The sequence below is a fragment of the Pirellulimonas nuda genome, assembly GCF_007750855.1.
Lineage (GTDB): Bacteria > Planctomycetota > Planctomycetia > Pirellulales > Lacipirellulaceae > Pirellulimonas > Pirellulimonas nuda.
Map to the genome: position 1 here is coordinate 1393751 of NZ_CP036291.1, position 22723 is coordinate 1416473.

The window sequence follows — 22723 nt, forward strand, 5'->3', positions numbered from 1 at the left end:
GGCAACGCCATCCTCCGGCGGCTGACGCCCCACGGCTCGCCACGCTTGCGTTGCTAGTGGCGGGAGACCTGTCGCAGCAGCCACAGGCCCCACAGCCCGAGCGCCGCGTTGCCTGTCCACACCACCACCGGGGGCGCCACGCCGTTCTTGGCGGCGTCGATCGAGAGCGCAAGCATCGGGTAGTAGATGAGCAGGATGGGGCAAAAGCAGACAAAGAAGCTCGCCAAGAAGTCGCTCTTGCGTTTGAGCGCCGCCATCGGCACCCCCACCAGCGCAAAGCCCAGGCAGCTAAACCCGGCGGCCCAGCGGCGGTAGGGCTCGGTCCGCACGCGGTTCTCGTGGCTCTCGGCGCCCGCGATACGGGCCTGGGCGTCGGCCCACACCGGGCCGGAAAGGTCGCCGATGTCGCCGGTCAGCAGACCCAGCGTGGCGCGGGCCGCCATGTCTTGTCGCGCCGCCTCGGCGCCGGCCTGCGCCAGCCGCCGTGCGGGGCCGATCTCCGACAGCGCCAGCGTCGAGGTGCTGCGGCTCCGCTCGCCGAGGTCGTCCAGCGACATCACGTACTCAAACGTCGATGGGTCGCTGTACTGCACGCGGCCGTCGAGGTCCATGTCGTGGAAGCGGATCACCAGCCGCCGACCGGGGACGTCCGACGCCAGTTCTGCCCAGGCCGCGGAGATGGTCCACGGGGACGAACCGCCGTCGTTCACCGTAACCGTCGGCTTGAGCAGGCGCCGGCCTTCGACCTTCTGCACGGCGATCTGCATGCTCGGGAGCGTGTACTCGCGGTGGATCCGTAGTTGACCGTAAACGACTTCTTCGAGCGACTCCATGAACACCCGGTCGACCCCCAGGCGCCCCCAGGAAACCGCCACGTCGTTCAGCAGCACGTTTCCCATGCTGATCGCAGCCGCGAGGATTAGTGTCGGCTGGATCACCGTCCAGGGGGAGACGCCTGCCGCCTTCAGCGCCACTAGCTCGTTCGACCCGGAGACCCGGCCGTAGACGCTGGTTACTGCTAGCAGCAGCGCGGCGGGCACGGCGAACTGCATTGCTTGCGGCGCCACGAACGGCATCATCCGCAGCAGCGGCCCGAGGCCCAAGCCGCGGTCGACCGCTTCTTTGCCGACCAGCCCGATAAAGATCAGCGCAGTCATCGCCCCCAGGGTCAATAAAAAGACCATGGTCACGTCGGTCAGCACGTAGCGGGCGATCAGCCGCACGAATAGGAACCATCCTTGGCGCCGCGGGGAAGGCCGCACTGTAGCAGTGGCGGCGGCGTGCAGAAACGCCGCTTGCGCTCAGGACTACGATTTAACCACGGATAGCACGGATTGCACGGATGATTGGGGAGCCGGCAAGCAGCGCGCCAGGAGTCCGGGCTGTACCGCGAACCAACCTGTCAGTCGAAACCGACGACGGAACGCTAGAAACGCGGCGCCCTATCCGTGGAATCCGTGCTATCCGTGGTCAAGCGTCGTTGCCGTCAGCCGACCTGGCGGATGACGCCGGTAACGATCCCCAGCACCTGCACGTTCCGCACGTAGATCGGCTCCATTGAGGAGTTGGCCGGCTGCAGGCGGATGCGGCCCGCTTCGGGGAACCAGTACTTGAGCGTCGCCTCGCCGTCGTCGGTGATCGCGGCGACGATATCTCCCTTCGTGGCGCTTTTGGTCTTCTTGCAGATCACGATGTCGCCGTCGGCGATCTGGGCCTCGATCATCGAGTCGCCACGCACCCGCAGGGCGAAATGGCTCCTCTTTTTCGGGAAGAGCTCGTCGAAATCGATCCGCTCGGCCTGCTCGATCGCTTCGCTGAGGCTGCCGGCGGCGATCTGGCCGACCAGGGGGATGCCGTCGTCCGCGCGCGCCTCGCCGGTGAGCTGGATGGCCCGCGACATGTTCGGCTCGCGGGTGATCAGCCCCTTCTTTTCGAGCGCCTTGAGGTGGCACATCACGCCGTTGGGCGAATTGATCTCAAAGAACTCGCCGATCTCGCGGACCGTCGGGCCGTAGCCTCTTTTTTCGATCTTTTCGCGGATGAAATCGAGCACCTCGCGTTGCCGCGGGGTTAGTTGGTCGAGTGACATAGCGGTGCGCCCCACGCGCAGTCGGGCGAACTATTAGGGGGCTGAGAACGTATACCAATGACAAATGTCGAACGCCGAAATGGAAGTTGTCGCCGGATCGGCTACAATGCAGCGTCGGCTCCTCTACTAGAGTGTTCATATACGTCCGTACACGGTCAAGAGCAGATGGGGAAATTTGTGCGCAATTCCTTCCTGATCGGTTTCACGACCCTAAGCGTCGTCGCCATCGCGACCACGCTGCCGGCCCAGCCCGCGACCCAGCAGCCCCCCGCGGCCGAAGCGCGGCCCACGGCGGGCGCTTCTCCGCTGCGGGTCGATCTTCCCGCCGAGGTGCAGGCGGTGCTCGACAAGCGCTACCCCGAGAACGTGGACGACCTCCGCACGCTCGAAGGGCAGGTCAAGAGGGTGCTGCAGGCGGGCCGCAAGGCCACGGTGGCCGTGACGCTCGGCGGCGCCGCCGGCAGCGGCGTGATTGTGAGCCCCGACGGCATCGTGCTGACCGCCGGCCACGTGGTCGGCGAGCCGGGCCGAAGGGTGACGTTCTACTTCGCCGACGGCAAGCGGGCCCGCGGCGTGTCGTTGGGGATGAACGAGTCGATCGACTCCGGCATGATGCGGATCACCGATCCCGGCCCCTGGCCCTACGCAGAGCTGGCCGAGGCGGACTCGACCAAGATAGGCGACTGGGTGTTGGCCATCGGCCAACCGAACGGCTTCTTCAAGGACCGCGCCCCCCCCGTGCGGCTGGGGCGGGTGCTGTACCAGAGCGATGAGGTGATCAACACCGACTGCACGCTGGTCGGCGGAGACTCGGGGGGACCGCTGTTCAACCTGCGTGGGCAGGTGATCGGCATCCACAGCCGGATCGGGCCGCGCCTGACCGCGAATATGCACGTGCCAATCTCGACCTACCACGTCACCTGGGACCGCCTGGCGGACAGCGAGGCCTGGGGCGGCCGACGGCGTCGGGGGGGGCGAGAGATGCCCGCCGAGGGCCGCCCGCTGCTGGGCGTCGCCGGAAACCCAGAGGGGGTTGATTGCACCATCACGCAGGTCTTCCCCGGGCTCCCGGCCGCGCGTGCCGGGGTGAAAGTGGGCGACGTGGTGCAGAAGTTCGACGACGCCGAGGTGGCCTCGTTCGCCGACCTCAGCCGGCTGGTGCTCACCAAACGCCCGCGCGACAAGGTGAAGCTGCGGCTAGTGCGTGATGGAGAAGAGCTAGAGATCGAGATCGCGCTGGCGGGGGTAACCGGCGATTTCCCCGGCGCCCCGTCGCCCAGCGACGAGAAGGAGTAAGCCGGGGCCCAGTCCGCCGCCGGGCAGGCCCCGCCTGAGTATCACGAAACGCGACTTTGCTGGATCAACCCTCTATGCGACACGCTCATCCGGTCCTTATCGCCCTGCTGCTCTTGGGGGCGTCGCAGACGCTCGCCCAAGAGGCGGCCCCCGACTCGCTCGAGCAGGCACGCGAGGCGTTCCGCAACGCCTTCGACCGGATGTGGTCGCCCCCCGGCTACCGCCTGAAGAACGGCCCGCACGTGCGGGCGGCCTTCCGAGACGTGGTCGAGGGGACGCAGCCCTCGGTGGTGCGTGTGAAGAACGACGGCAAAGACGCCGCGCTGGGGGGCGTGGTGGGGCCAGACGGCTGGGTGCTGACCAAGTCGAGCCAGCTCACCGGCCGGGTGACCTGCCGGCTGAGCGACGGCCGAGAGCTGGACGCCAAGATTGTTGGCGTCGATCGCAAGTACGACGTGGCGATGCTCAAGGTCGACGCCAAGGACCTGAAGTCGCTTGAACTCGCCGACCACGACATCAGCGAAGAGGGGCGCTGGGTGGCGACGCTGGGCCAGGGGGACGACCCGATCGCGGTGGGCGTGGTCAGCGTTTCGGCGCGGCGGATCCCGCACCAGGCCGGCATCCTGGGCGTGCGGCTGGAAGAGGCGCCTGGGGGCGGGGCGTTGATCGACACCGTCTACGCCGAGTCGGGCGCCGCCAACGCCGGCATCGAGGCGGGTGACATCATTGTCTCCATCAACCAAGAGAAGACCGCCGATCGCGCGGCGCTCATCCGCACCGTGCAAAAGTACACCCCCGGCGACGTGATCGAGATCGATCTGAAGCGGGGCGACGAGCGGCTTACCGTCCGCGCCCGCCTAGCGGGTCAAAACAAAGAGATGCCGCTGGACCGCGGTCAGATCCAGAACAACCTTGGGGGCGAGCTCAGCGATCGGCGGTTCGGCTTTCCCACCGCCGTCCAGCACGACACGGTGATCAACCCGAAGGACTGTGGCGGGCCGATCGTCGACCTCGACGGCGCCGTGGTGGGCTTCAACGCGGCCCGGGCGGGCCGGACGGAGAGCTACGCGATCCCGTCGTACGTGGTCCGTGGGCTGCTGTTCGAGCTGATGAGCGGCCGGCTGACCCCCGTGACCCTCGAGGGGGACCAGCACACCGCCTTGGCGGAATGATTTTGCTTCGTGGCGCCTAATCGCGTACGATTGCCGCATGCTCGGTCTGACGCTCACCCTCTGCCTCCGCGTGGCGACCGCTGTAGCGGTCGCCGCCACGGGATTGCCCGGGCTGGCCTGTGTTTGTCCCGGGTGCGGGTGCTGCGGCGGGCAGGTTCGTGTCGATGCGGCCGGCGCCGCGTCGTGTTGCGGCGGCTCGGCGGCAAAGAACGCCCCGGCCGGCTGCCAGCACTGCGCCAACCGGCAGGCGTCCCAGCCACTCGCTGGTGGGCCCTCTGGCGCCCAACCTGGGCACGACAAGCTGCCTCCCACGCAGCACCGCTGCGGTTGCTGCATCCAGAGCTCGCAGCCGGCCGTGCCCCCTGCTGTCTCGCTCGCTACGGTAGAACTCGGCGGCCACGCCTTTCACGCCGCGGTCCCTGGCGGCTGCTCCTACGACCTGAAATTAGCCGCCCCCGTCGCCAACGGCGACGCGTGGCGGATATCGAGAGGCCACCCGCCGCATGCGCGGGCGCAATCGGTCTTGTGCGTCTGGGTCATTTGAACGATACGCGACCACGAGTCTCTCTCGTGGCGAGTTGTCCGTTCGTTTCCCAGCGTTTCTCCTCACAAGGACCGAAACTATGTTCTCAATTTGGAAGATTGCCGCGGTGGCCGGCCTGGCCGCCGTAGGCGGCTTTGCGATCCGCGCATCGCAGGCCACCTCGACCCCGGTTGCCGCAGACGCACCGACGAGCTGCTGTTGCAAAGGCGTTTGCGAGTGCGACGCCTGCGATTGCGACGGCCAGTGCTGCACCGACTGCGACTGCCCGGAGTGTGACTGCTCCGGCTGCGCGTGCGGCGAAAGCTGCAACGCCCAGGCTTGCTGCGCCAAGTGCGGCGACGACTGCGCGTGCGAGGTCTGCTCGTGCGACGGCTCGGCCGCGGCCTGCTGCCCGGAAGGGGCTGCTTGCAGCGTCAACGCGGCTGCTTGCTGCTCCGGCGGCGGATCGTGCTGTGCTAGCAGCGAAACCGTAGCGACCGCGGCGGCGTGCAAGTGCGGCGCCGACTGCAAGTGCGACCCCTGCACCTGCGAGAAGCAGACCGGAGAGGTCGCCGAGTCGGTCGCTAGCCGCTAGTCGGCCGGCGTCGGCACGTTGATCGAAGAACGCGGTCCCCACCGGGCGAGACTCGGTGGGGACCGTTTTTTTTGCGAACCGCTCTTCCCCCCGCGCGAGCCGATCGCGTATCTATCCGTCCCAAGCGGCTCGTCCGAGCCGTCGGCCCGCGCATGCGCGTCGGCTTCCACACACAACGCGAGGTTCGCAATGCACCGCCCTTCACGCACCGTGATCATGATCGCGATCGTCGCCCTGGGGATGATCTCGATGATGGCCCGCGCCGGTTCCCCGATCAGCAGCCCCAGCCAAGTGCCGCTGGGCGACGAGCCGCCGTTCGTGTCGTCGAAAGCCGATGTGCTGCGGCGCTAGCCGGTTGTCTTAGCGGCTCTGGAGGGGGATGCTGACGGCTGCATCCGCCACTCTGGAAAGCCGCCGTGACACCGCTCCGCTACGTCCTCGCCAGCCTGTGGGCCTACCGCCGATCGCACCTGGCCGTTGCGGCCGGGGTCGCGGTGGCGACCGCTGTGTTAACCGGCGCGCTCTTGGTGGGCGACTCGGTACGCGGCAGCCTACGCGACCTCACGCTCCAACGGCTGGGAACGATCGACGTCGCGTGGACGGCGCCCCGGCCTTTCTTGGATACGCTGGCCTCCGAGCCCGGCTTCGCCCAGCGGTACGCACGCACGGCGCCGGCCCTGCGCTTGCAGGCTTCGGCCACGAGCGACACCCAGGGGGGCCCGCGGCGGGCGCACCGCATCGCCGTGATGGGGGTCACGCCGGCGTTCTGGGCGTTCGGCCCCGAGGCGCCTCAGGGACCGGCCGACGGCGAGGTCTGGCTAACCGCCGCGCTCGCCGAGGAACTGGGCGTCGCCGCCGGCGGCGAGGCGCTGCTGCGGCTCCCCAAACCAAGCGCGCTGCCGTCCGAGAGCACGCTCGGCGAGAAGGTGGACACCACCGTTGGGTTGCGGCTAGAAGTGGCGCGCGTGCTCCCGGACGTCGGCCTCGCGCGGTTCGACATCGCCCCGTCGCAACGCCCGCCGCGCACCGCGTTTGTTTCGCTGAAGCAACTGCAGAAGACGCTCGACCTGCCCGGCCGCGCGAACCTGCTGCTGGCGACGCAGCAAAAGGACGCCCCGAGTCTCCCCGCTGAGGTGCATCCCCGGCTCGCCAACTACGGCGTCGCTGTCGAGTCGGTGGCCTCCGGCAGCGACACGCTGGTGCAGATCGAGTCGGACGCGCTGGTCCTGCCCGCCGCCGTGGTGGCCGCCGCCCAGCAGACGCTGGCCGACCGGCCGCTACAGCCGGTTGTCACCTACCTGGCCAACCGCATCGAATTAGGGGAGGGCGCGGCCCGCAAGAGCGTGCCGTACTCGATCGTCGTCGGCGTCGATCCCACCGAAGCGTTGGGGCCGCTACGCGGCGCCGCGGGGGAGCCGTTCGCGATCGCCGACAACCAGGTGGTGCTCAACGATTGGACCGCCGAGGCGCTCGGCGCCAAGGTGGGCGACACGGTGCGGCTGGTCTACTACCAGCCGGAGAGCACGCACGGCGAGCTCGTCGAGGCGGCGCCCGTTGCGCTGAGGGTCACCGCAATCGTGCCGCTAGAACAAGACGGCAAGCCGACCGCCGCGGCCGACCGTCGGCTCACCCCCGCGCTGCCGGGCGTGACCGACAGCCGCTCGATCGGCGAGTGGGACGTGCCGTTCGAGCTGGTCGAACCGATCGGCCGCGCCGACGAAGACTACTGGGAGCAGCACGGGCCGACCCCCAAGGCGTTCGTGTCCCACGCCCTGGCAGCCAAGCTGTGGTCGAGCCGCTGGGGGACCCAGAGCCTGCTGCGCACCACGGGGGCGTCCGATGCGATTGGCGCGGCCCTGGCCGGGCGGCTCGACCCGGCGGACCTTGGCCTGGTAGAGCTGCCGCTCCGCCGGCAGGGGCTCCACGCGGCCGGGGGCACGACGCCGTTCGACGTGCTGTTCGTCGCGTTCAGCATGTTCCTGATCGCCGCCGCGGTGATGTTGATCGCGTTGCTGATGCGGCTGGGGGTCGAGGCGCGCTCACGCGAGGCGGGCCTGCTGTCGGCGGTCGGGCTGCGGGCCGGCACGATCCGCCGGTTGCTGCTCCGCGAGCTCTCCCTCGCCGCGGCCGCCGGCGCGGTGGTCGGGGCGGCGCTGGGCGTGGCGTACTGCTGGCTGATGGTGTGGGGGCTGACGACCGTCTGGGTCGACGCCATCGCGGCGCCATTCCTGGCGATGCACGTCTCGCCACGCAGCCTGGCGATCGGCCTGATCGGCGGCTTCCTGGTCGCCTGGCTGGCCGCCAGGCTCACGCTGCGCGGCGTGCTGAAGCAGCCCGCCAAGGCGGCACTGGCGGGCGATCCGGCGGTCCCCTCGGGCGCGAGCGCCGGCTGGTCCCCTATCGTCGCGGTCGCCGGGTTCGTCGGCGCCGTGGCGGCCGCTGCCGTCGGCGTCTTCGGCGGCGAGGGCGCCCGCGCGGGGGCGTTCTTCGGCGCGGGCGCGCTGGCGCTAGTCGCCGCGCTCGCGGGCGTGCAGTGGACGCTGGCCCGCGCGGGGCGCGACTCACGCACGACCGCGCGGTTCGGGCTGGGGTCGCTCGCGCTGCGGAACGTGGCCCGCCGCCCCGGCAGGACCCTGCTCACAATGGGGCTCACCGCGTCGGCGACGTTCCTGCTGCTGGCCGTGAGCGCGTTCCGCCTGCCCCCCAGCGAGGCGGGGACCGGGGGCTTCGATCTGATCGCCCAAGCGAGCGCCGCCATCCACTTCGACCTCGCGACGCTCGCGGGCCGCCAGGAGCTGGGCTTTGGCCGGAACGACGACGCGCTGTTCGAGGGCGCCACGATCGAGGGGCTCCGCGCCCACGACGGCGAGGACGCAAGTTGCCTGAACCTCTACCAGACCCGGCAGCCACGCGTGCTGGGCGTGCCGGCGTCGCTGGGCGACGCAAGCAAGTTTGCTTGGGCCGGCGTCCGCGCGGGTTACGAAGATAAGCCGTGGGACGCGCTCACGGTCCGGCTCGGCCCCGACGCCGAGGGAGCGCCGGTCACCCCCGTGGTGCTCGACCTCAACACGGCCCTCTACAGCCTGAAGCTCTACGGCGGCGTCGGCCAGCGATTTGTCATCGAAGACCAAACCGGCCGACCGGCCACGCTGGAAGTCGTCGGCCTGCTGAACAACAGCATGCTGCAGGGCGACCTGCTGATCGGCGAGCAGGAGATGGTGCGGCTCTTCCCCGACTCCGGCGGCGACCGGCTGCTGCTGATCCGCTTGCCGGCAGACGCGCCCCCCGGCCGCGCCGCCGATCTTGCCGCCGCGCTCGAAGACCGCCTAGCCGACTACGGCGTCGACGTTGAGCCCGCGCTCGATCGGCTGGCCGGGTTCCTCGCCGTGCAGAATACTTACCTCTCCACCTTCCAATCGCTCGGCGGGCTGGGGCTGTTGCTGGGGGTCGTCGGCCTGGCGGTGGTGCAGCTGCGCAACCTGATCGAGCGTCGCGGCGAGGTGGCCCTGCTCCGCGCCGAGGGTTTTAGCCACGCCCGCGTGAACCGCTTGGTGCTGCTCGAGAACCTGCTGCTGGTGGGCGGCGGGCTGCTGGTCGGCGCCGCCGCGGCGCTGGTGGCGCTCGCCCCGCAACTGCTCTCCCGCGACGCCCGTTTCCCCGCGCTCGAGGCGCTCGCGCTGGTGGCGATTGTCGGCGCGGCGGGGATCGTGGCGGCGCAGCTCGCGACCCGCGGACCCCTACGGGCGGCCATCTTCCCTGCGCTACGCGGGGAGTGAGGAAGGGTGACCTCACCCCTCGCCCCACCTTCCGGTTCGCCCTAAAGTAGACCCAGAAACCCGCCCCCGCCCCCAGCCCGGTCCCCATCCCAGTACCGCCATGCGTAGCATGCTCTTTGTCGTTGTGTCGTTCGCGTTGACCGTCCTCTGCTGGGGCCTGTACGGCCCCGTGCTGCACGAGGGGCAACACCTGATGTCGACCGACGGCGGATTCGCCCGCTGGCGGCCGTTCGTGTGCGTGGGGCTGGCCTACTTTCTGATCGGTGTGCTCGCCCCGATGGCCTGGCTGATCATGCGCGGGGAGAAGGGCGCCTGGACCATGACCGGCATCGTCCAGAGCCTGTTCGCCGGGGCGCTAGGAGCGGTCGGCGCGCTGGGCATCATCTTGGCGTTCACGTTCGGCGGCAAGCCGTTTGTGGTGATGCCGCTGGTGTTCGGCGGCGCGCCGGTGGTCAACTCGTTTCTCACGATCGTGATGGCCAAGAAACTCAAGGAGGTCGGCCCCCTCTTCTTGGCAGGCCTGGCGATGGTGCTGCTGGGGGCCGTTACCGTGTTGCTGTCGGCCCCCAAGGCGGCCGCCAAGCCGGCGCCCGAACCGGCCCCGGTGGCCGTTGCTGCCGATGACGCCGCAACAGGCGGGGCAGGGGAGGGGGAGACCGCCCAGGCCCCCCCAGCCAAGAGCGATGGCGCCCTTTCTGCCGCCACGCGGTTCGGACTGCAGCTCGCGTCGATCGCGACGGTCATCGTCTGCTGGGGCGCTTACGGCCCGGTGCTGCACCGCGGCCAGGCCGGCATGCAGGGGAGCCGCCTCAGGCCGCTGGTGTGCGTCGGCCTGGCCTACTTCGCGATCGCGGTGGTGGTGCCGCAGATGATCCTCACCGCGACTCCCGAAGCCAGCACCTACAACTTCTTCGGGACCGCCTGGAGCCTCGCCGCCGGCGCCGCGGGTGCGCTGGGAGCGCTGGGCATCATCCTGGCGTTCAACTTCGGCGGCAAACCGGTGTTCGTGATGCCGCTGGTGTTCGGGGGCGCCCCGATCGTCAACACGCTGGCCGAGGGGCTCGCCAAGGGCGCCTTCGCGGGCGCTTCGTCGCTGGGGATGTCGGTCTACATGGCGGGCCTGATGCTGGCGATCGCCGGCGCCGCGATGGTGCTGGTCTTCGCCCCCAAGGGCGCCCCCCCCAAGAAACCGGCCGATAAATCGGCCGAAACCAAAGTCCCCGCAACCGCACCTGCATGACGGTTTTGACACGAAGGGCACGAAGAGGCACGAAGGAAGCAAAAGAACAGAAGAATGGGAGTCGTATCGAATCGGCTCCAAGAGATCGACCCGGATCAAGACACAGACCTTGTTTTGATCCGCGTCTATCCCGTCAATCTGCGTGCATCCGCGTCCAATTCTGCCGTCCGTCCTTCGTGCTACATCGTGCCCATAGTGGTTAGCCTTCCGGCCCCCCGGCAGGGTATTATCAAGGTTCCATGAAAGTCGTAGAGATCTACCGCTCGATCCAGGGCGAAGGGCTGATGACCGGCTGCCCTTCGGTGTTTGTCCGCGCCAGCGGGTGCAACCTACGCTGCTGGTTCTGCGACACGCCCTACGCCTCGTGGGCGCCCGAGGGGCGCGACCTGTCGGTCGACGAGATCGTGGCCAGCATCGAAGAGTGGGACTGCCGCCACGTGGTGCTCACCGGCGGCGAGCCGATGCTATTTTCTGAGCTGATCCCGCTGTGCGACCGGCTCCGCCAGCAGCACCGCCACGTGACCATCGAGACGGCCGGCACGCTCTACCTTCCCGTACGGGCCAGCCTGATGTCGATCAGCCCGAAGCTGGCGGGCTCTGCCCCCGACCCCCAGCAGCACCCGCGTTGGCGCCGCCGCCACAACCGCACCCGGCACCGCCCAGAGATCGTCCGCCGGCTGATGCGTGAGCACACCCACCAGCTCAAGTTCGTGGTGGACGCGCCGCAGGAGCTCGCCCAGATCGAGACCTACCTCCGTGAGGTCGGCCCGGTCGACCCCGAACGCGTGCTGCTAATGCCGCAAGGGATCGCGCTAGCCGAGCTCGAGTCGAAGGCCGACTGGCTGCGGGACTACTGCCGCGAGCGCGGGTACGTGTACTGCCCGCGGAAGCAGATCGAGTGGTTTGGTTCGTTGCGCGGGACTTAGGCGATCCCGCCGCACAACGATTTCTGTAAGTCCACTTGACCAGGGGCGGAAACGGTTATATGCTAAAGGATATGTTGGTCGGAGCCGAATATGGTTGAATACCCGTCCCACGACGCTGCGATCGTCCATTGGGAGGGGGACAGCCTTGACGTGATCCGGGAGTTTCCGGCGTCCGTCAGACGAAAGTTGGGTCAAGAGATTCAGCGGCTTCAGCTTGGCGAGGCGCCGCTCGACAGCCGCTCGACAGCCGCCCGATGAAGTCGGTTGGCCAAGGCGTGTTTGAGTTGCGTCAACGTGACGCGGCTGGTTGGTACCGCATCATCTATCTAAAGCGGATAGGCAGCCGATTGTTCGTGCTTCATTGCTTCATCAAGAAGTCCGCGAAGACGCCTACAAACGATCTGGAAATCGCCGCACGCCGCCTGGGCATCGTGCAAGCCAAAGTGGCGGCAGAGAAGAAGGAGGAGAGACATGGCGAAAAAGGCGATCACTAAGGCGCCACGCGTTTCTACTGTCGAAACGCTGTTCGAAGACATCGGCTTCTCTGCGGAGGAGGCGGCCGTCCTAAGGCTGAAGACGACGCTCCACATTGAGCTGATGAAGATAATCCGCAAACGGAAGCTTTCGCCGAAGGGGGTAGGAGAGCTGCTCGGCATGAAGCAGCCCAATGTCAGCAAGCTGCTGGGCGGCAACCTCGACCGCACGTCAAGCGATCGGCTGACGCGATATCTGAGTGTGTTGGGGCAGGAGGTGCGCGTGGAAGTGGGTAAGGCGCCGTAGTCTTCAGGCTGATTCGAACGATTGCTTGCCGCCACCGATTGGCTGCGAGAACACTGACGGTCCATGAGACGCCCGCGCCGAGCCCCGTGCTTCAATAGAAGCAGAACATAGATCGGTCATGGCCATCACGTTTGAGCTCCCGCCCCAGGTCGACGACCGTTTGCGCAAGCGCTTCGGCGACCTCGACGCCATGGCGAAGTTGGGCCTAGCGATCGAGGCGTATCGCGCCGCGGAGTTGTCCCTCGGGCAATTTGCCGACCTGCTGGGCATTGGGCATTACGAAGCGGATGGCCTGTTGAAGCAGCGAAGGGTGATGCTGGAGTTTTCCTCGGAAGAGCTGGCCGCCGCACGCGCAGCGGTTGAGCGGCTGTTGGGGCAGTGATTGCTGCGTCGGATACTTCTCCGCTAAACGAGTTGGTCGTGAACTCCACTCGCAAGCGTGCAAGCATGGGCGTCGAAGCCGGCGGCCTAGCGCCTGTCGCCGCGAGCTCTTTCTCAGCGCGCCGGAACCCACCCCGCGCCCTGGGGTTCAATCGCACGACAGCCAACCGCCCGCCGAGCATGGTCGGGCGTGCTGATCGCTAGCCTGCTTTGTTCACGCGGACGAGGGATCGCCATGCGCCGGAGCGGTGGATTTACACTTGTCGAACTGATCGTGGTCATCGGCATCGTCGGCGTGCTGGTAGCACTGCTGCTGCCGGCGGTTCAGTCCGCACGCGCCGCTAGCCGGCGGACCGCTTGCCAGTCGAACCTGCGGCAGGTGGGGCTGGCGATGACGCAGTACCTCGACCAGAAGGGGGACCGCGGCAAGTTTCCCAAGGTCGCCAAGCTCCCCAACTCGTTGAACCCCGAGGGGCTGCCGTCGCTGTACGACGTGCTCGCCGGGCACTGCGAAGAGAACCGCGAGATGTTCCGCTGCCCCAGCGACGCGTACGAGCCTAGCGAGGCGACCCTGGAGGCCGACCCCGACGCCGGGCGGTACGCTTCCTACTTCCAGCGCGAGGGGCTGAGCTACGAGTACCCGTCGATCTTCCTCGCGGGCCGCAACCGGCAGCAGGTGCGCGAGTCGCCGGAGGGGACGCGCGGCAGCGGCAAGATCTGGATCGTGTTCGACTTCGACACCTTCCACGGGCCCGCCGGCGAGGACGGCGCCCGCAACTATGTCTACCTCGACGGCCACGTTGACGCGTTGCTGGTGGCCGAGTGACTTGATCTGCGGCTTGATAAACGACTCAACAAACGCTTGCAGAGGCGCAGAGGGATTGAATGTTGTTTCACTCTCTGCGCCTCCGCGGAAACTCCCTTTGCCCCTACGAGCAAGCAAGATGCAAAAGCCCTGGTTGATGCGCGGCGGCGCGGTGGCGTTGGGTGGGCTCGTGCTCGCCTGGATGCTTGGCTGGATCGACGGCAGCCTGCTGGCGAGCAAGTACAGCTCCGACCCCGCCGTGGCCGAGCTGCAACGGCTCAGCGACGAGGCGATTCAGGCCGGAGTTCCCAAGGACGACGCCCAACGCCAGGCGTTCCGGCAACGGATCGAGGGGCTCACCGACGCGCAGCGGCGCGAGTTCTTCACGAGCAGCCAGCCGAAGTTCACACTCATGATGGAACGCAAGCTCAACGACTTCTTCGCGCTCTCACCCGCAGAACAACGGCGTGAGCTCGACGCCGAGATCGACCGCATGGAGGCGGGCAAGAGCAACGGCAAGGGCAAGGGGGGCGGACCGGGCGGAGCCGGGGATCGCGGCGCGTTCGGCGGCGAGATTTCCCCGGAAAAGCGAGACGAGATGCGCAAGCGCAAGCTCGACGCAACCACGCCCGAGCTGCGAGCCAAGTTCGAGACCCGGCTAGATATGCTCAACGAGCGCCGCGCAAAGCGAGGCCTCGAGCCGATGGGGCCGGGCCGCGGGCGTTAGCCTGCCAACCGGGGGCTCTTAATCCGGCCGCGGATAGATGGCATGATGGGTCGAATTGGCCCGCCAGGCGGGCACGGCTCATCCCACCTTTCTCTCCATGGACCGCAGCCATGAAGCAAGTTGCAGCAGCGCTCCGCGAGCGTGTCGCGTCGACCGAACCGAAGCTACGCGCCATGCCGGAGGCCGAGGCGGCCCACAAACCGGCGCCGGACCGTTGGTCGAAGAAAGAGATCTTGGGGCACCTGATCGACTCCGCTTCGAACAACCACCAGCGGTTCGTGCGGTCGCAGTTGGAGGGGGGGCTGACCTTCCCCGGGTACGAGCAGGAAGGTTGGGCCCGCTGCCAGCACTACGCCAGCGCCGACTGGGGGCTGCTGATCGACTTGTGGTCGTCCTACAACCGCCACCTGGCCGAGGTGATCGAGCTGCTACCGCCGGCCGCGACCGACGAGACGTGCCGGATCGGCAGCTACGACCCCATGACCCTCGCGGCGGTCGTGGAAGACTACGTGGTCCACCTCGACCACCACCTGGCCCAACTCGCGCGGCCCGTGCCCGCTTCGTAGTTGTGTCGCCCCTCGTGCGGGTCCCGATGGTGGCTACAAAACCCCCTCGCGGGGCGCTTCTGGCCCGCGATAATACGGGGCTGCTGCGTTGCGGCCGGGGCGCAGCAATTTGTCCACCGGGTGTCCGGTCAGCAGGGCCAAAACGCGGCCGCCCCATGTTGGGGCGAGCCGGCCAGGCCGAAGGTCTACCGCGGCGTAGGCGTTTTTGTGGCTTCAGGGGGGTTTTGTCCGAAAATCGATGCTCTCAGCCAGGCGACAACCGGACAAAACCCACGCTGGGGGCGGACGCGTTTTCGCGGACGCGGACCGGCGTGGGCTTCTAGGCGTCGAGCCGGGCGACGTGCACCAGGGCGTCGCCCCGATTGGCCAGCGGGTGCAGCGCCATGCCGATCACGACGCCGTCGTGCGGCGCGCGGACCCGCTTGGGCCCCTCGCCGAAGACGCTGGCGATGCTCCCCAGCACCTCGTCTGCCGCGACGCGCTGGCCCAGCAACGCCTCGAGCCTCAGCACGCCGCTGCGGCGGGCCCGGACCCAGGAGCTGGTGCGGGAGACGACGCACGGCGCGGCGGGCTTGGGAACCGCCGTGGGCGGCGTTTCGATCATCCCCATCTCGACCAGCACCCGCAGCGTCCCCTGCACTCCCACGGCGATCGGCGTGGCGTCGAAGCGGAGCGCCTCGCCCCCTTCGTACAGCAGCACCGGGATGCCGCGCTCCATCGACGCCTGCCGGAGCGATCCGTCGCGCTCGCTGGCGTCGATCACGATCGGCGGGTGGAACGCCTCGGCGCAGCGCAGGCAGGTGGGGTCGGAAAGGTTGGCGCGGATCTGCGGCAGGTTGGTGCGGTGGTTCGAGCCGGTGTGGAAGTCGAGCCCCAAATCGCTGCGGGCGACGATCTCGGTCATGAACAGGTTCGCCAGCCGCGCCGCGAGCGAGCCCTTGGCCGATCCGGGGAACGAGCGGTTCAGGTCGCGTCGGTCGGGCAGGTACCGGTCGCCGCTGGTGATGCCGAACACGTTGATGATGGGCGCGGCCAACAGCGATCCGGCGAGCCGGTCGGGCTCGATCTGGTCGAGCACCCGGCGGACGATCTCCAGGCCGTTGAGCTCGTCGCCATGGATGCCGGCCGACAGCCAGACGGTGGGCCCGGGCTGGGCGCCGCGGACCACTTCCAGCGGCAGGGTCAACCAGGTGTCGGTCGGCAGGCGGGCGACGGGGAGCTCGACACGGCGGCGCTCGCCCATCGCGATCGTGTGACCGCCGAGTTTCAGGTCGCCGGTTTGGCTTGTTTCGCCCATCCCTTCACGTCACCCCTTCACGGTGTCGCGGGTCTTGCCGGGCTTGGCCTCGAGCTCGATGAACTCGATGATCTTCGCGGCCACGTCGACCCCGCTAGCGGTTTCGATCCCCTCGAGTCCGGGCGACGAGTTGACCTCCATCACCACGGGGCCGTGGTTAGACCGGAGCAGGTCGACGCCGGCGACGCGGAGCCCCATCGCCTTGGCGCTGCGGACCGCGGTGCTGCGTTCCTCGGGGGTGATGCGGATCTTCTCTGCGGTGCCGCCGCGGTGGAGGTTGGAGCGGAACTCGCCCGGCGCCGCCTTGCGGATCATCGAGGCGACGACCTTGTCGTTCACCACGAAGCAGCGGATGTCGTTGCCGCCGGCCTCGGCGATGAACTCTTGCACGAGGATGTTGGCGTCGAGGCCGCGGAACGCCTCGATGACGCTCTCGGCCGCCTTGCGGGTCTCTGCCAGCACGACGCCGATGCCCTGGGTGCCTTCGAGCAGCTTGATCACCAGCGGCGCGCCGCCGGCGATGTTCACCAGCCCCTCGATGTCCTTGGTGGAGTGGGCGAAGCCGGTCACCGGCAGGCCGATCCCCTTGCGGGAGAGCAACTGGAGGCAGCGGAGCTTGTCGCGGCTGCGGGTGATGGCCTGCGACTCGTTGACGGGGTAGACCCCCATCACCTCGAACTGCCGAACCACGGCGGTGCCGTAGAAGGTGCGCGACGCGCCGATGCGGGGGATGATGGCGTCGAAGCCTTCGAGAGACTTGCCGCCGTACATCACGCTGGGGCTGTGCGACGCGATGTTCATGTAGCATCGCAGGTAGTCGATCACGTGCATGTCGTGACCGCGCGCCTCGCCGGCCGTCCTGAGCGCTGCGGTCGAGTACAGGCTCGGACGCCGAGAGAGGATTCCGATTTTCATCAACAAGCCAAGGTTTTAAGGGAGTTGTTTTTTCTTCTTACGGACTATCGGCAGAGAACCCAGGTACGACCGGCCGGGATCGACGACAAACCGCGTGCGGATGGCCTGGCGGCCGAGCAGCATGCGGAAGCCCATCGTGTCGCGGCTTGCGAGGGTGAGCTCGACATCCCAGCGCTGCCCCGCGAGCTCAACAGGGGTGACGATCACCGGGCGGTACGAGGTGTGCCCCCCGGAGCTCTTGACGTGTCGGTGCTCCAGTACGGCGGCCTGCACTTCGATCGATCTGCGGCTGTTGCGTTGGAGCGGATGGATCTGAAATCGGACCCACGGCGCGCCCCCCTTGAGGAAAGGCTCGACCTCAAACGCGTGCAGCGAAGATGACCTGGCGCCGGTGTCGACTTTTGCCTTCACCAGCGCCCCTCCTAGTTTCGGAAGCACGATCCACTCCCGCCATCCGAGTGGCGGCAGCCGCCGCTCGGGCGCCGGTCGCGGGTTGGGGGGCACGCGTTTCGGCTCCGGTAACGTGCGAGGATGCGGCGGAAGGCCGGTGTAACAGTCCTGATGCTATTGCCAAGCTAGTGCAACGGGGTCGTGATGTAAACCGAACACGCCTCCCACCGGGGTCGGGGGACCGCCGCCGGCCCGTGCCGTTGGTTTGCACCCCCCGTCTGGACGGACGATACTCGCAAGACGACTCGGAAGGATTGTTCTGATTCCTCTCAATCTACCTGTTGCAATGAACTCTGCTTGCCCTCGCTGGACGCGGCCGTGCTGCACGCTGCTGCTGCTGATGGCGGCCCTGGCCGTCGACGCGGCCCCGCGGCCCAATATTGTGCTGATCTTCGCAGACGACCTTGGGTGGAAGGACGTTGGCTATCAGGGGACCGATTTCTACGAGACGCCCAACCTGGATCGACTCGCCGGGGAAGGGATGGTCTTCACGGACGCCTACGCTACCGCGGGCAACTGCGCGCCGAGCCGGGCCTGCCTGCTCTCGGGCCAGTACACGCCCCGACACGGCGTTTTCGCCGTGCAGAGCACCAAACGCGGGCCCGTCCGCGAGATGCGGATGGAGCCGGTCCCGAACAACCAGACGCTGGCGCTGGCGAACGTCACCCTTGCCGAGGCGCTCCGCTCGGCGGGGTACGCCACAGGCTGCTTTGGCAAGTGGCACCTGGGACAGGAGGGGCAGGGGACGGGGCCACAGCAGCAGGGATTCGATGTCTACTTCGACTCCCGCAAAGCAAACCCCAATCGCGAACGTGACGCGACGACGGACCCCAAGGGGACATTCTCGAACACCGAGGCGGCCTGCCGATTCATCGCCGCGAACAAGGACCGGTCGTTCTTTGCCTACGTGGCCCACCACGCCATCCATTCGACGTTGGAGGCCCGACCGGAGACGCTTCGTCACTTTGAGCAAAAGCCCCCCGGCAAGCAGCACCGCAACGTGAAGTACGCCGGCTGCACGTACGACCTGGATGCCGGGGTGGGCGTCCTGTTGGAAAAGCTGAAAGCGTTGGGCCTGGAAGAGAACACGCTAGTCGTGTTTACCTCGGACAACGGGGCGACCGGGCAGTCCTCGCAGGAGCCGTTGCGGGGGGCCAAGGGGGGCTACTACGAGGGAGGGATCCGCGAGCCATTTATTGTGCGCTGGCCGGCTGTCACACGGCCCGGAAGTCGTTGTTCCACCCCCGTTTCCAACATCGATCTGTACCCAACGTTCCTTGCCGCCGCGGGCGCAGAACCCCCGGCGGGGAAGGTCCTCGATGGAGAGAGTCTGCTGCCGCTGCTTCAGGACTCACGGGGCTTGGAGCGGAAGAGCCTCTACTGGCACTTCCCTGGCTACCTCGATAAGCCGGTGCTGCGTGGCCGCGACCGGGTGTTTCGCACCCGGCCGGTGAGCGTGGTCAGGCGGGGAGATTGGAAGCTGCACCTGTACCACGAGGAGTGGTTGCTGGACGGTGGTCGTGGCCGAATCGCAGCGAACAACGCGGTGGAGCTGTACGACCTGTCGGCCGACATCGGCGAACGACACAACCTAGCGAATGAGAACCCCGAGAAGCGGGACGAGCTGTTGGACGACCTGCTGGGCTGGATAACGCAGATTGACGCGCCATTGCCGACGGCGAGGGCCAAGGACTGACGAGAAGGAGCGTCCGCGATCCCGCACAGACCTGCCGGGGGGCGTCCTTGTGGGCGCAAAAAAAAGCGGGCCTCGAAGGAGCCGGCGCCATGCCGACTAGACAACTCGGTTAGGGGCAAGTTAACCGAGCTGCCGAAATTCCATTCGAGGCCCCGCGGGCCAGTGAGGTTACGCTGGGGACAATTGCCCCCAGCAGCAGTCAAACAATGCACGGGGCGTGCCATGAGGTCGGTAAACCCACCTGCCAATTTGGCGTTAGCCGATGCAAGTGCTTTGGGGGTAGCAACTTGCTGTGAGACACGGGCTGCGTAGAATCGAGAGGAATCACGCCCTTCTCACATTGGGACACTCCGTACGCGGGAAGGGATTGCGCTGCTTCTTGGGGCGCCGTGCAGCAATATTGCTCATTGAGTCTTTTGTGGCCCCGCTTCCGCCGCCCGAGTCTCAATGCGGGACAGTCGCGGGCGCCGCGGCTTGTCGCGAGCCCGTGCCGCCACCAAACTGCGGCGGCCGGTAGTTTCCTTCTGTGGACTGAGTCGATCGATGCCTGATACACCCAACAATCCTGCTCTGATTGGTCCGAACTACCGCTGCGGTGCAGGAGAGCCCCTGCTGCTGATCGCGGGGCCGTGCGTGATCGAGTCTGAGACGCTCACGCTGCAGATCGCCGAGGAACTGACCAAGATCGTGGCGGGCCTGCCGATTCAATTGGTGTTCAAGGCGTCGTTCGACAAGGCGAACCGGACGAGCGCAGACGCCTTCCGGGGATCCGGCATCGACGAGGGGCTCCGGATCCTCAGTCGAGTTAGGGAAGAAACCGGGCTCCCGATCACGACCGACATCCACGAGCCCGAGCAGGCGACGGCCGTCGGGAGCGTTTGCGACATCCTTCAGGTCCCCGCCTTCTTGGCGCGGCAGACCGATCTGTTGGTCGCCGCGGCGGCGACCGGTCGGGCCGTGCACGTCAAGAAGGGGCAGTTCATGGCGCCCTGGGACATGAAGCACGTGGTCGGAAAACTGTCCGCTGCCGGGGCGCGCAACATCCTGCTGTGCGAGCGTGGGACCTTCTTCGGCTACGGCCGGCTGGTGAACGACATGCGGGCGATCCCGCAGATGCAGTCGCTCGGCGTGCCCGTGATCTATGACGCGACGCACAGCGTACAAGAACCAGGCGGGCTAGGGGGCGCCACCGGGGGAAACCGGGCGATGGTGGGGCCGCTCGCCCGGGCCGCCATGGCGCTCGGCGCGGATGGGCTATTCTGCGAGACTCACCCAGACCCAGACACGTCCCCCAGCGACGGGGCGAATATGGTTCCTCTGGCAGAAATGTCGGCTTTGCTGAAGCGGCTGGTCATGATCCGCGAGGCGGCCCGTAGTCCGTTGGCGTGATCGATAGGTATCCGATTCTCTTGGGTGGTTCATGCCCCGCTTGGCTTCTCGCTCGGTATCGCTTGCGTTGGTCGTTCTGGCGACCCTGGTGTTGGGATGCGTAGCCGTCGGCGGGTGCGGGGGCGACCGCCAGCCGGCAAAGCGCCGAGCGGCCGCGGTCCGGTCGGCCCTCGGAGAATCGGGCCAACTGCTCGACAACATCAAGAGCAGCCTCCGCAGCCTGCCGGAGGTGATCTCCCTCGAGATCGCGCCGCCAGAAGTCCTGCTGGACGCCCGCAAGAGCGCCAACGGCGAGGAGATCCAGTCGATCATCTTGCCCCTGGAGGGCTCAACGAAGTCCGAGGCGAAGCTGCTGGTCGTCGTCAGCGACAACGCCGGGCTGCAACGCGCCGGCGTGCAGGCGGGCGACTTGGTGAAGTTCTACGGGAAAGTCGACGAGGAAACCGCCCAGGCGATCGGCGTAGAGAGTGTTTCTGCGATCGATATGCTCGTCGGGCAGCGGCTCGATGGGGTGAAGCTGGGAGACGAGCCCCATGAGGCGCTCATCCTGGTCGACGGGCTCCGGCGCCCCGAGCTCACGCCCCGCCGCACCGAGATCTGGCGAACCACCGACGACCGGATGCGCGAGATCGACGCAGCGCTTGCCAAGTACGTGAGAACCGGCGAGCCGGCGCTTGCGTGGCAACCTACCGGCGACGCCCAGGCGCTTGATTTGGTCATCGAGCGGCTCAATCAGTGGATCCGCCCGCGCCCGAAGGACGCCAGTTGGCGGCCGGCGGGCTTGCTCGCGACGCTCCCGCCGGGGCTTCGAGACGACCCGTTGCTCGCCCCCTACTTGTCCGACGCGGCGCTCGCTTCGTCGGAGTTCCTCGCCTACGAAGGACGCGTGCTGCAAGAGGAGATCTGGCTCCGCGGGATCTCCGGCTGGGCGCACGGGCCGAGCCTCGAGCCGCTGAAGCGAGCCGCGGCGCTGCTGGATTGGACCGCCCGGAACATCGCCATCACCGGCGACCTGCGCACCTACGCCTATCGGCCGTGGGACGCGCTGGTGTTTTCACGCGGCGCGGCGTTGCACCGCGCCTGGGTGTTCTGCGGACTCTGCCGCCACTTGGGTTTAGAAGCCTGTGTGATTGAGGCGCCGACCGAGGATGGGGAACCCTACTTGCTCTGCGCGGTGCTGCACGACGGCGGCCTGTACCTGTTTGATCCGGTGGTGGGTCTCCCACTGCCTGGTCCAGATGGAGAACCCATCGCGACGTGGGAGGCCGTGGCGAGCGACGACGCCTTGTTGCGTGCGTGGGACCTCGAAGGCTCGCCCTATCCGCTGAGCTCAGAACGCTTGGCGGAAGCCACGTTCTGTGTGGTCGCCGACCCCTTCGCGCTAACGCGCCGCGCCGCGGTGCTAGACGGCAGTCTGACGGGCGACGATCGGCTGCTGCTGTCGGTCGATGCAGACGCTGTCGCGGAGCGTCTCCGGCGGGCCGGCGGCGTCGGGGCCGATCAGGCCGTCGCGCTATGGTCGGCGCCCGCCGAAGCGATCCGCCGCAAGCTGACGCTCTCCGGTCCGGCCCGCGGCGCCGCCGTCGCAGATATCTTGCCGTTCACCTGGCGTCCGAAGCTGTGGAAGGCCCGCGTGCTGCACTTCCGCGGGGCCCTGGACGACGACGAGCAGAAGAAGCTGAGCGACCCGCTCTACGATCCGATCAACGACCACCGCGCCGCGGCCGCGCTCTACTCCGACCCGGCCGTCCGACCCGCGGAATCGCGGCTGCGAAGCGTGGCGGCCGAGAAGGCCCGCATCTATCGCTACGCGAAGCAGCAGGCGACCTACCTGCTCGGGCTGCTGAGTTTCGATACCGGGAACCTGACCGCGGCGAGCAACTGGTTTGATTCCGACGCGCTCTCCGGCGACGTGGCGGCTCGGATGGCGGACGGCATCGGCTTCAACCGCGCGCTCACCGCGGCGCAGTTGGGCGATCTCGATCGGGCCATCGAGCTCTTGGAGCAGGACGAGTCGCCGGGGCGTCGCGGCGCCCTGATCCGGGCCGCTCGCCTCCGCGAGCAGCAACAGGCCGAAGCCATCGAGAAGGGTGAGTGAAC

At 67.6% G+C, this 22723-nt stretch carries 20 protein-coding genes and 2 pseudogenes; 17 read left to right on the plus strand and 5 right to left on the minus strand.

The features are described from left to right. Positions 1 to 53: 53 nt before the first annotated feature. Together Pla175_RS05935 and lexA are read right to left on the minus strand one after the other, a co-directional pair. On the minus strand, positions 54 to 1223 hold the full coding sequence (locus Pla175_RS05935; protein WP_145282078.1) for an LptF/LptG family permease: 1170 nt from the start codon (positions 1221 to 1223) through the stop codon (positions 54 to 56). A gap of 263 nt (positions 1224 to 1486) precedes the next feature. Next, positions 1487 to 2089, minus strand: coding sequence for a transcriptional repressor LexA (gene lexA, locus Pla175_RS05940; RefSeq protein ID WP_145282080.1), 603 nt, complete (start codon positions 2087 to 2089; stop codon positions 1487 to 1489). A gap of 177 nt (positions 2090 to 2266) precedes the next feature. Between lexA and Pla175_RS05945 the strand changes: the two genes are divergently transcribed. The 14 genes and pseudogenes from Pla175_RS05945 (at position 2267) to Pla175_RS06005 (ending at position 14876) form a co-directional block, all read left to right on the plus strand. Then, complete coding sequence (locus Pla175_RS05945) at positions 2267 to 3385, plus strand: S1C family serine protease (protein ID WP_197527296.1); 1119 nt, start codon at positions 2267 to 2269, stop codon at positions 3383 to 3385. A gap of 74 nt (positions 3386 to 3459) precedes the next feature. Beyond that, positions 3460 to 4557 carry a S1C family serine protease gene (locus Pla175_RS05950; protein WP_145282084.1) on the plus strand — a complete coding sequence of 366 codons (1098 nt, stop codon included), beginning with the start codon at positions 3460 to 3462 and terminating at the stop codon, positions 4555 to 4557. Between the two features lie 37 nt (positions 4558 to 4594). Next, positions 4595 to 5101: a hypothetical protein gene (locus tag Pla175_RS05955; protein WP_145282086.1), complete on the plus strand. Its 507-nt coding sequence runs from the start codon at positions 4595 to 4597 to the stop codon at positions 5099 to 5101. Between the two features lie 79 nt (positions 5102 to 5180). Then, a complete protein-coding gene (locus tag Pla175_RS05960) occupies positions 5181 to 5675 on the plus strand; it encodes a hypothetical protein (protein ID WP_145282088.1) in 495 nt (164 codons plus the stop codon). A gap of 189 nt (positions 5676 to 5864) precedes the next feature. Next, positions 5865 to 6026: a hypothetical protein gene (locus Pla175_RS25820; RefSeq protein ID WP_197527297.1), complete on the plus strand. Its 162-nt coding sequence runs from the start codon at positions 5865 to 5867 to the stop codon at positions 6024 to 6026. Between the two features lie 65 nt (positions 6027 to 6091). Next, positions 6092 to 9451 carry an FtsX-like permease family protein gene (locus Pla175_RS05965; protein ID WP_145282090.1) on the plus strand — a complete coding sequence of 1120 codons (3360 nt, stop codon included), beginning with the start codon at positions 6092 to 6094 and terminating at the stop codon, positions 9449 to 9451. A 100-nt stretch (positions 9452 to 9551) separates the two neighbouring features. Beyond that, on the plus strand, positions 9552 to 10691 hold the full coding sequence (locus Pla175_RS05970) for a hypothetical protein (RefSeq protein ID WP_145282092.1): 1140 nt from the start codon (positions 9552 to 9554) through the stop codon (positions 10689 to 10691). Between the two features lie 239 nt (positions 10692 to 10930). After that, positions 10931 to 11617, plus strand: coding sequence for a 7-carboxy-7-deazaguanine synthase QueE (locus tag Pla175_RS05975; protein ID WP_145282093.1), 687 nt, complete (start codon positions 10931 to 10933; stop codon positions 11615 to 11617). A gap of 245 nt (positions 11618 to 11862) precedes the next feature. After that, a pseudogene (locus tag Pla175_RS05980) lies at positions 11863 to 12111 on the plus strand (type II toxin-antitoxin system RelE/ParE family toxin); the annotation flags it as partial. Beyond that, positions 12089 to 12397, plus strand: coding sequence for a helix-turn-helix domain-containing protein (locus Pla175_RS05985; RefSeq protein ID WP_145282097.1), 309 nt, complete (start codon positions 12089 to 12091; stop codon positions 12395 to 12397). The pseudogene Pla175_RS05980 and the gene Pla175_RS05985, both read left to right, overlap by 23 nt. Positions 12398 to 12515: 118 nt before the next feature. Further along, a complete protein-coding gene (locus Pla175_RS05990) occupies positions 12516 to 12779 on the plus strand; it encodes a UPF0175 family protein (RefSeq protein WP_145282099.1) in 264 nt (87 codons plus the stop codon). Positions 12780 to 13013: 234 nt separating this feature from the next. Then, positions 13014 to 13214 (plus strand): annotated as a pseudogene (locus Pla175_RS26425) (DUF1559 family PulG-like putative transporter); the annotation flags it as partial. Positions 13215 to 13722: 508 nt separating this feature from the next. After that, on the plus strand, positions 13723 to 14310 hold the full coding sequence (locus Pla175_RS06000) for a hypothetical protein (RefSeq protein WP_145282104.1): 588 nt from the start codon (positions 13723 to 13725) through the stop codon (positions 14308 to 14310). A 110-nt stretch (positions 14311 to 14420) separates the two neighbouring features. After that, complete coding sequence (locus tag Pla175_RS06005) at positions 14421 to 14876, plus strand: DinB family protein (protein ID WP_145282106.1); 456 nt, start codon at positions 14421 to 14423, stop codon at positions 14874 to 14876. Between the two features lie 319 nt (positions 14877 to 15195). Here Pla175_RS06005 and Pla175_RS06010 read toward each other — a convergent pair whose 3' ends face one another. Genes Pla175_RS06010 through Pla175_RS06020 form a run of 3 tightly spaced genes read right to left on the minus strand, consistent with a single transcriptional unit; the run spans position 15196 to position 17592 of the window. After that, entirely contained in the window at positions 15196 to 16173 is a 978-nt protein-coding gene (locus tag Pla175_RS06010; protein WP_145282108.1) for a succinylglutamate desuccinylase/aspartoacylase family protein, read from the minus strand. Positions 16174 to 16182: 9 nt separating this feature from the next. Next, on the minus strand, positions 16183 to 17088 hold the full coding sequence (gene rimK / locus Pla175_RS06015; protein WP_145282110.1) for a 30S ribosomal protein S6--L-glutamate ligase: 906 nt from the start codon (positions 17086 to 17088) through the stop codon (positions 16183 to 16185). A 15-nt stretch (positions 17089 to 17103) separates the two neighbouring features. Then, positions 17104 to 17592 carry an ATP-dependent zinc protease family protein gene (locus tag Pla175_RS06020; protein ID WP_145282113.1) on the minus strand — a complete coding sequence of 163 codons (489 nt, stop codon included), beginning with the start codon at positions 17590 to 17592 and terminating at the stop codon, positions 17104 to 17106. 232 nt (positions 17593 to 17824) lie between these two features. On the opposite strand from Pla175_RS06020, the gene Pla175_RS06025 reads away from it, so the two are divergent. The 3 genes from Pla175_RS06025 to Pla175_RS06035 all read left to right on the plus strand — a co-directional run bounded on the left by Pla175_RS06025 (position 17825) and on the right by Pla175_RS06035 (position 22721). Then, on the plus strand, positions 17825 to 19234 hold the full coding sequence (locus Pla175_RS06025; protein ID WP_145282115.1) for a sulfatase: 1410 nt from the start codon (positions 17825 to 17827) through the stop codon (positions 19232 to 19234). A 543-nt stretch (positions 19235 to 19777) separates the two neighbouring features. Further along, complete coding sequence (gene kdsA / locus Pla175_RS06030) at positions 19778 to 20623, plus strand: 3-deoxy-8-phosphooctulonate synthase (RefSeq protein ID WP_145282117.1); 846 nt, start codon at positions 19778 to 19780, stop codon at positions 20621 to 20623. 31 nt (positions 20624 to 20654) lie between these two features. Next, positions 20655 to 22721, plus strand: a complete 2067-nt coding sequence (locus Pla175_RS06035; protein ID WP_231954211.1) for a hypothetical protein — start codon at positions 20655 to 20657, stop codon at positions 22719 to 22721. Positions 22722 to 22723: the final 2 nt, after the last annotated feature.

Excerpts from the sequence above, each read along its gene's own strand:
- lexA (WP_145282080.1), bottom strand. The coding sequence starts at position 2,089 with ATGTCACTCGACCAACTAACCCCGCGGCAACGCGAGGTGCTCGATTTC.
- Pla175_RS05950 (WP_145282084.1), top strand. The coding sequence starts at position 3,460 with ATGCGACACGCTCATCCGGTCCTTATCGCCCTGCTGCTCTTGGGGGCG.
- Pla175_RS05955 (WP_145282086.1), top strand. The coding sequence starts at position 4,595 with ATGCTCGGTCTGACGCTCACCCTCTGCCTCCGCGTGGCGACCGCTGTA.
- Pla175_RS05960 (WP_145282088.1), top strand. The coding sequence starts at position 5,181 with ATGTTCTCAATTTGGAAGATTGCCGCGGTGGCCGGCCTGGCCGCCGTA.
- Pla175_RS25820 (WP_197527297.1), top strand. The coding sequence starts at position 5,865 with ATGCACCGCCCTTCACGCACCGTGATCATGATCGCGATCGTCGCCCTG.
- Pla175_RS05970 (WP_145282092.1), top strand. The coding sequence starts at position 9,552 with ATGCGTAGCATGCTCTTTGTCGTTGTGTCGTTCGCGTTGACCGTCCTC.
- Pla175_RS05975 (WP_145282093.1), top strand. The coding sequence starts at position 10,931 with ATGAAAGTCGTAGAGATCTACCGCTCGATCCAGGGCGAAGGGCTGATG.
- Pla175_RS05985 (WP_145282097.1), top strand. The coding sequence starts at position 12,089 with ATGGCGAAAAAGGCGATCACTAAGGCGCCACGCGTTTCTACTGTCGAA.
- Pla175_RS05990 (WP_145282099.1), top strand. The coding sequence starts at position 12,516 with ATGGCCATCACGTTTGAGCTCCCGCCCCAGGTCGACGACCGTTTGCGC.
- Pla175_RS06000 (WP_145282104.1), top strand. The coding sequence starts at position 13,723 with ATGCAAAAGCCCTGGTTGATGCGCGGCGGCGCGGTGGCGTTGGGTGGG.
- Pla175_RS06005 (WP_145282106.1), top strand. The coding sequence starts at position 14,421 with ATGAAGCAAGTTGCAGCAGCGCTCCGCGAGCGTGTCGCGTCGACCGAA.
- Pla175_RS06010 (WP_145282108.1), bottom strand. The coding sequence starts at position 16,173 with ATGGGCGAAACAAGCCAAACCGGCGACCTGAAACTCGGCGGTCACACG.
- rimK (WP_145282110.1), bottom strand. The coding sequence starts at position 17,088 with ATGAAAATCGGAATCCTCTCTCGGCGTCCGAGCCTGTACTCGACCGCA.
- Pla175_RS06025 (WP_145282115.1), top strand. The coding sequence starts at position 17,825 with ATGAACTCTGCTTGCCCTCGCTGGACGCGGCCGTGCTGCACGCTGCTG.
- kdsA (WP_145282117.1), top strand. The coding sequence starts at position 19,778 with ATGCCTGATACACCCAACAATCCTGCTCTGATTGGTCCGAACTACCGC.
- Pla175_RS06035 (WP_231954211.1), top strand. The coding sequence starts at position 20,655 with ATGCCCCGCTTGGCTTCTCGCTCGGTATCGCTTGCGTTGGTCGTTCTG.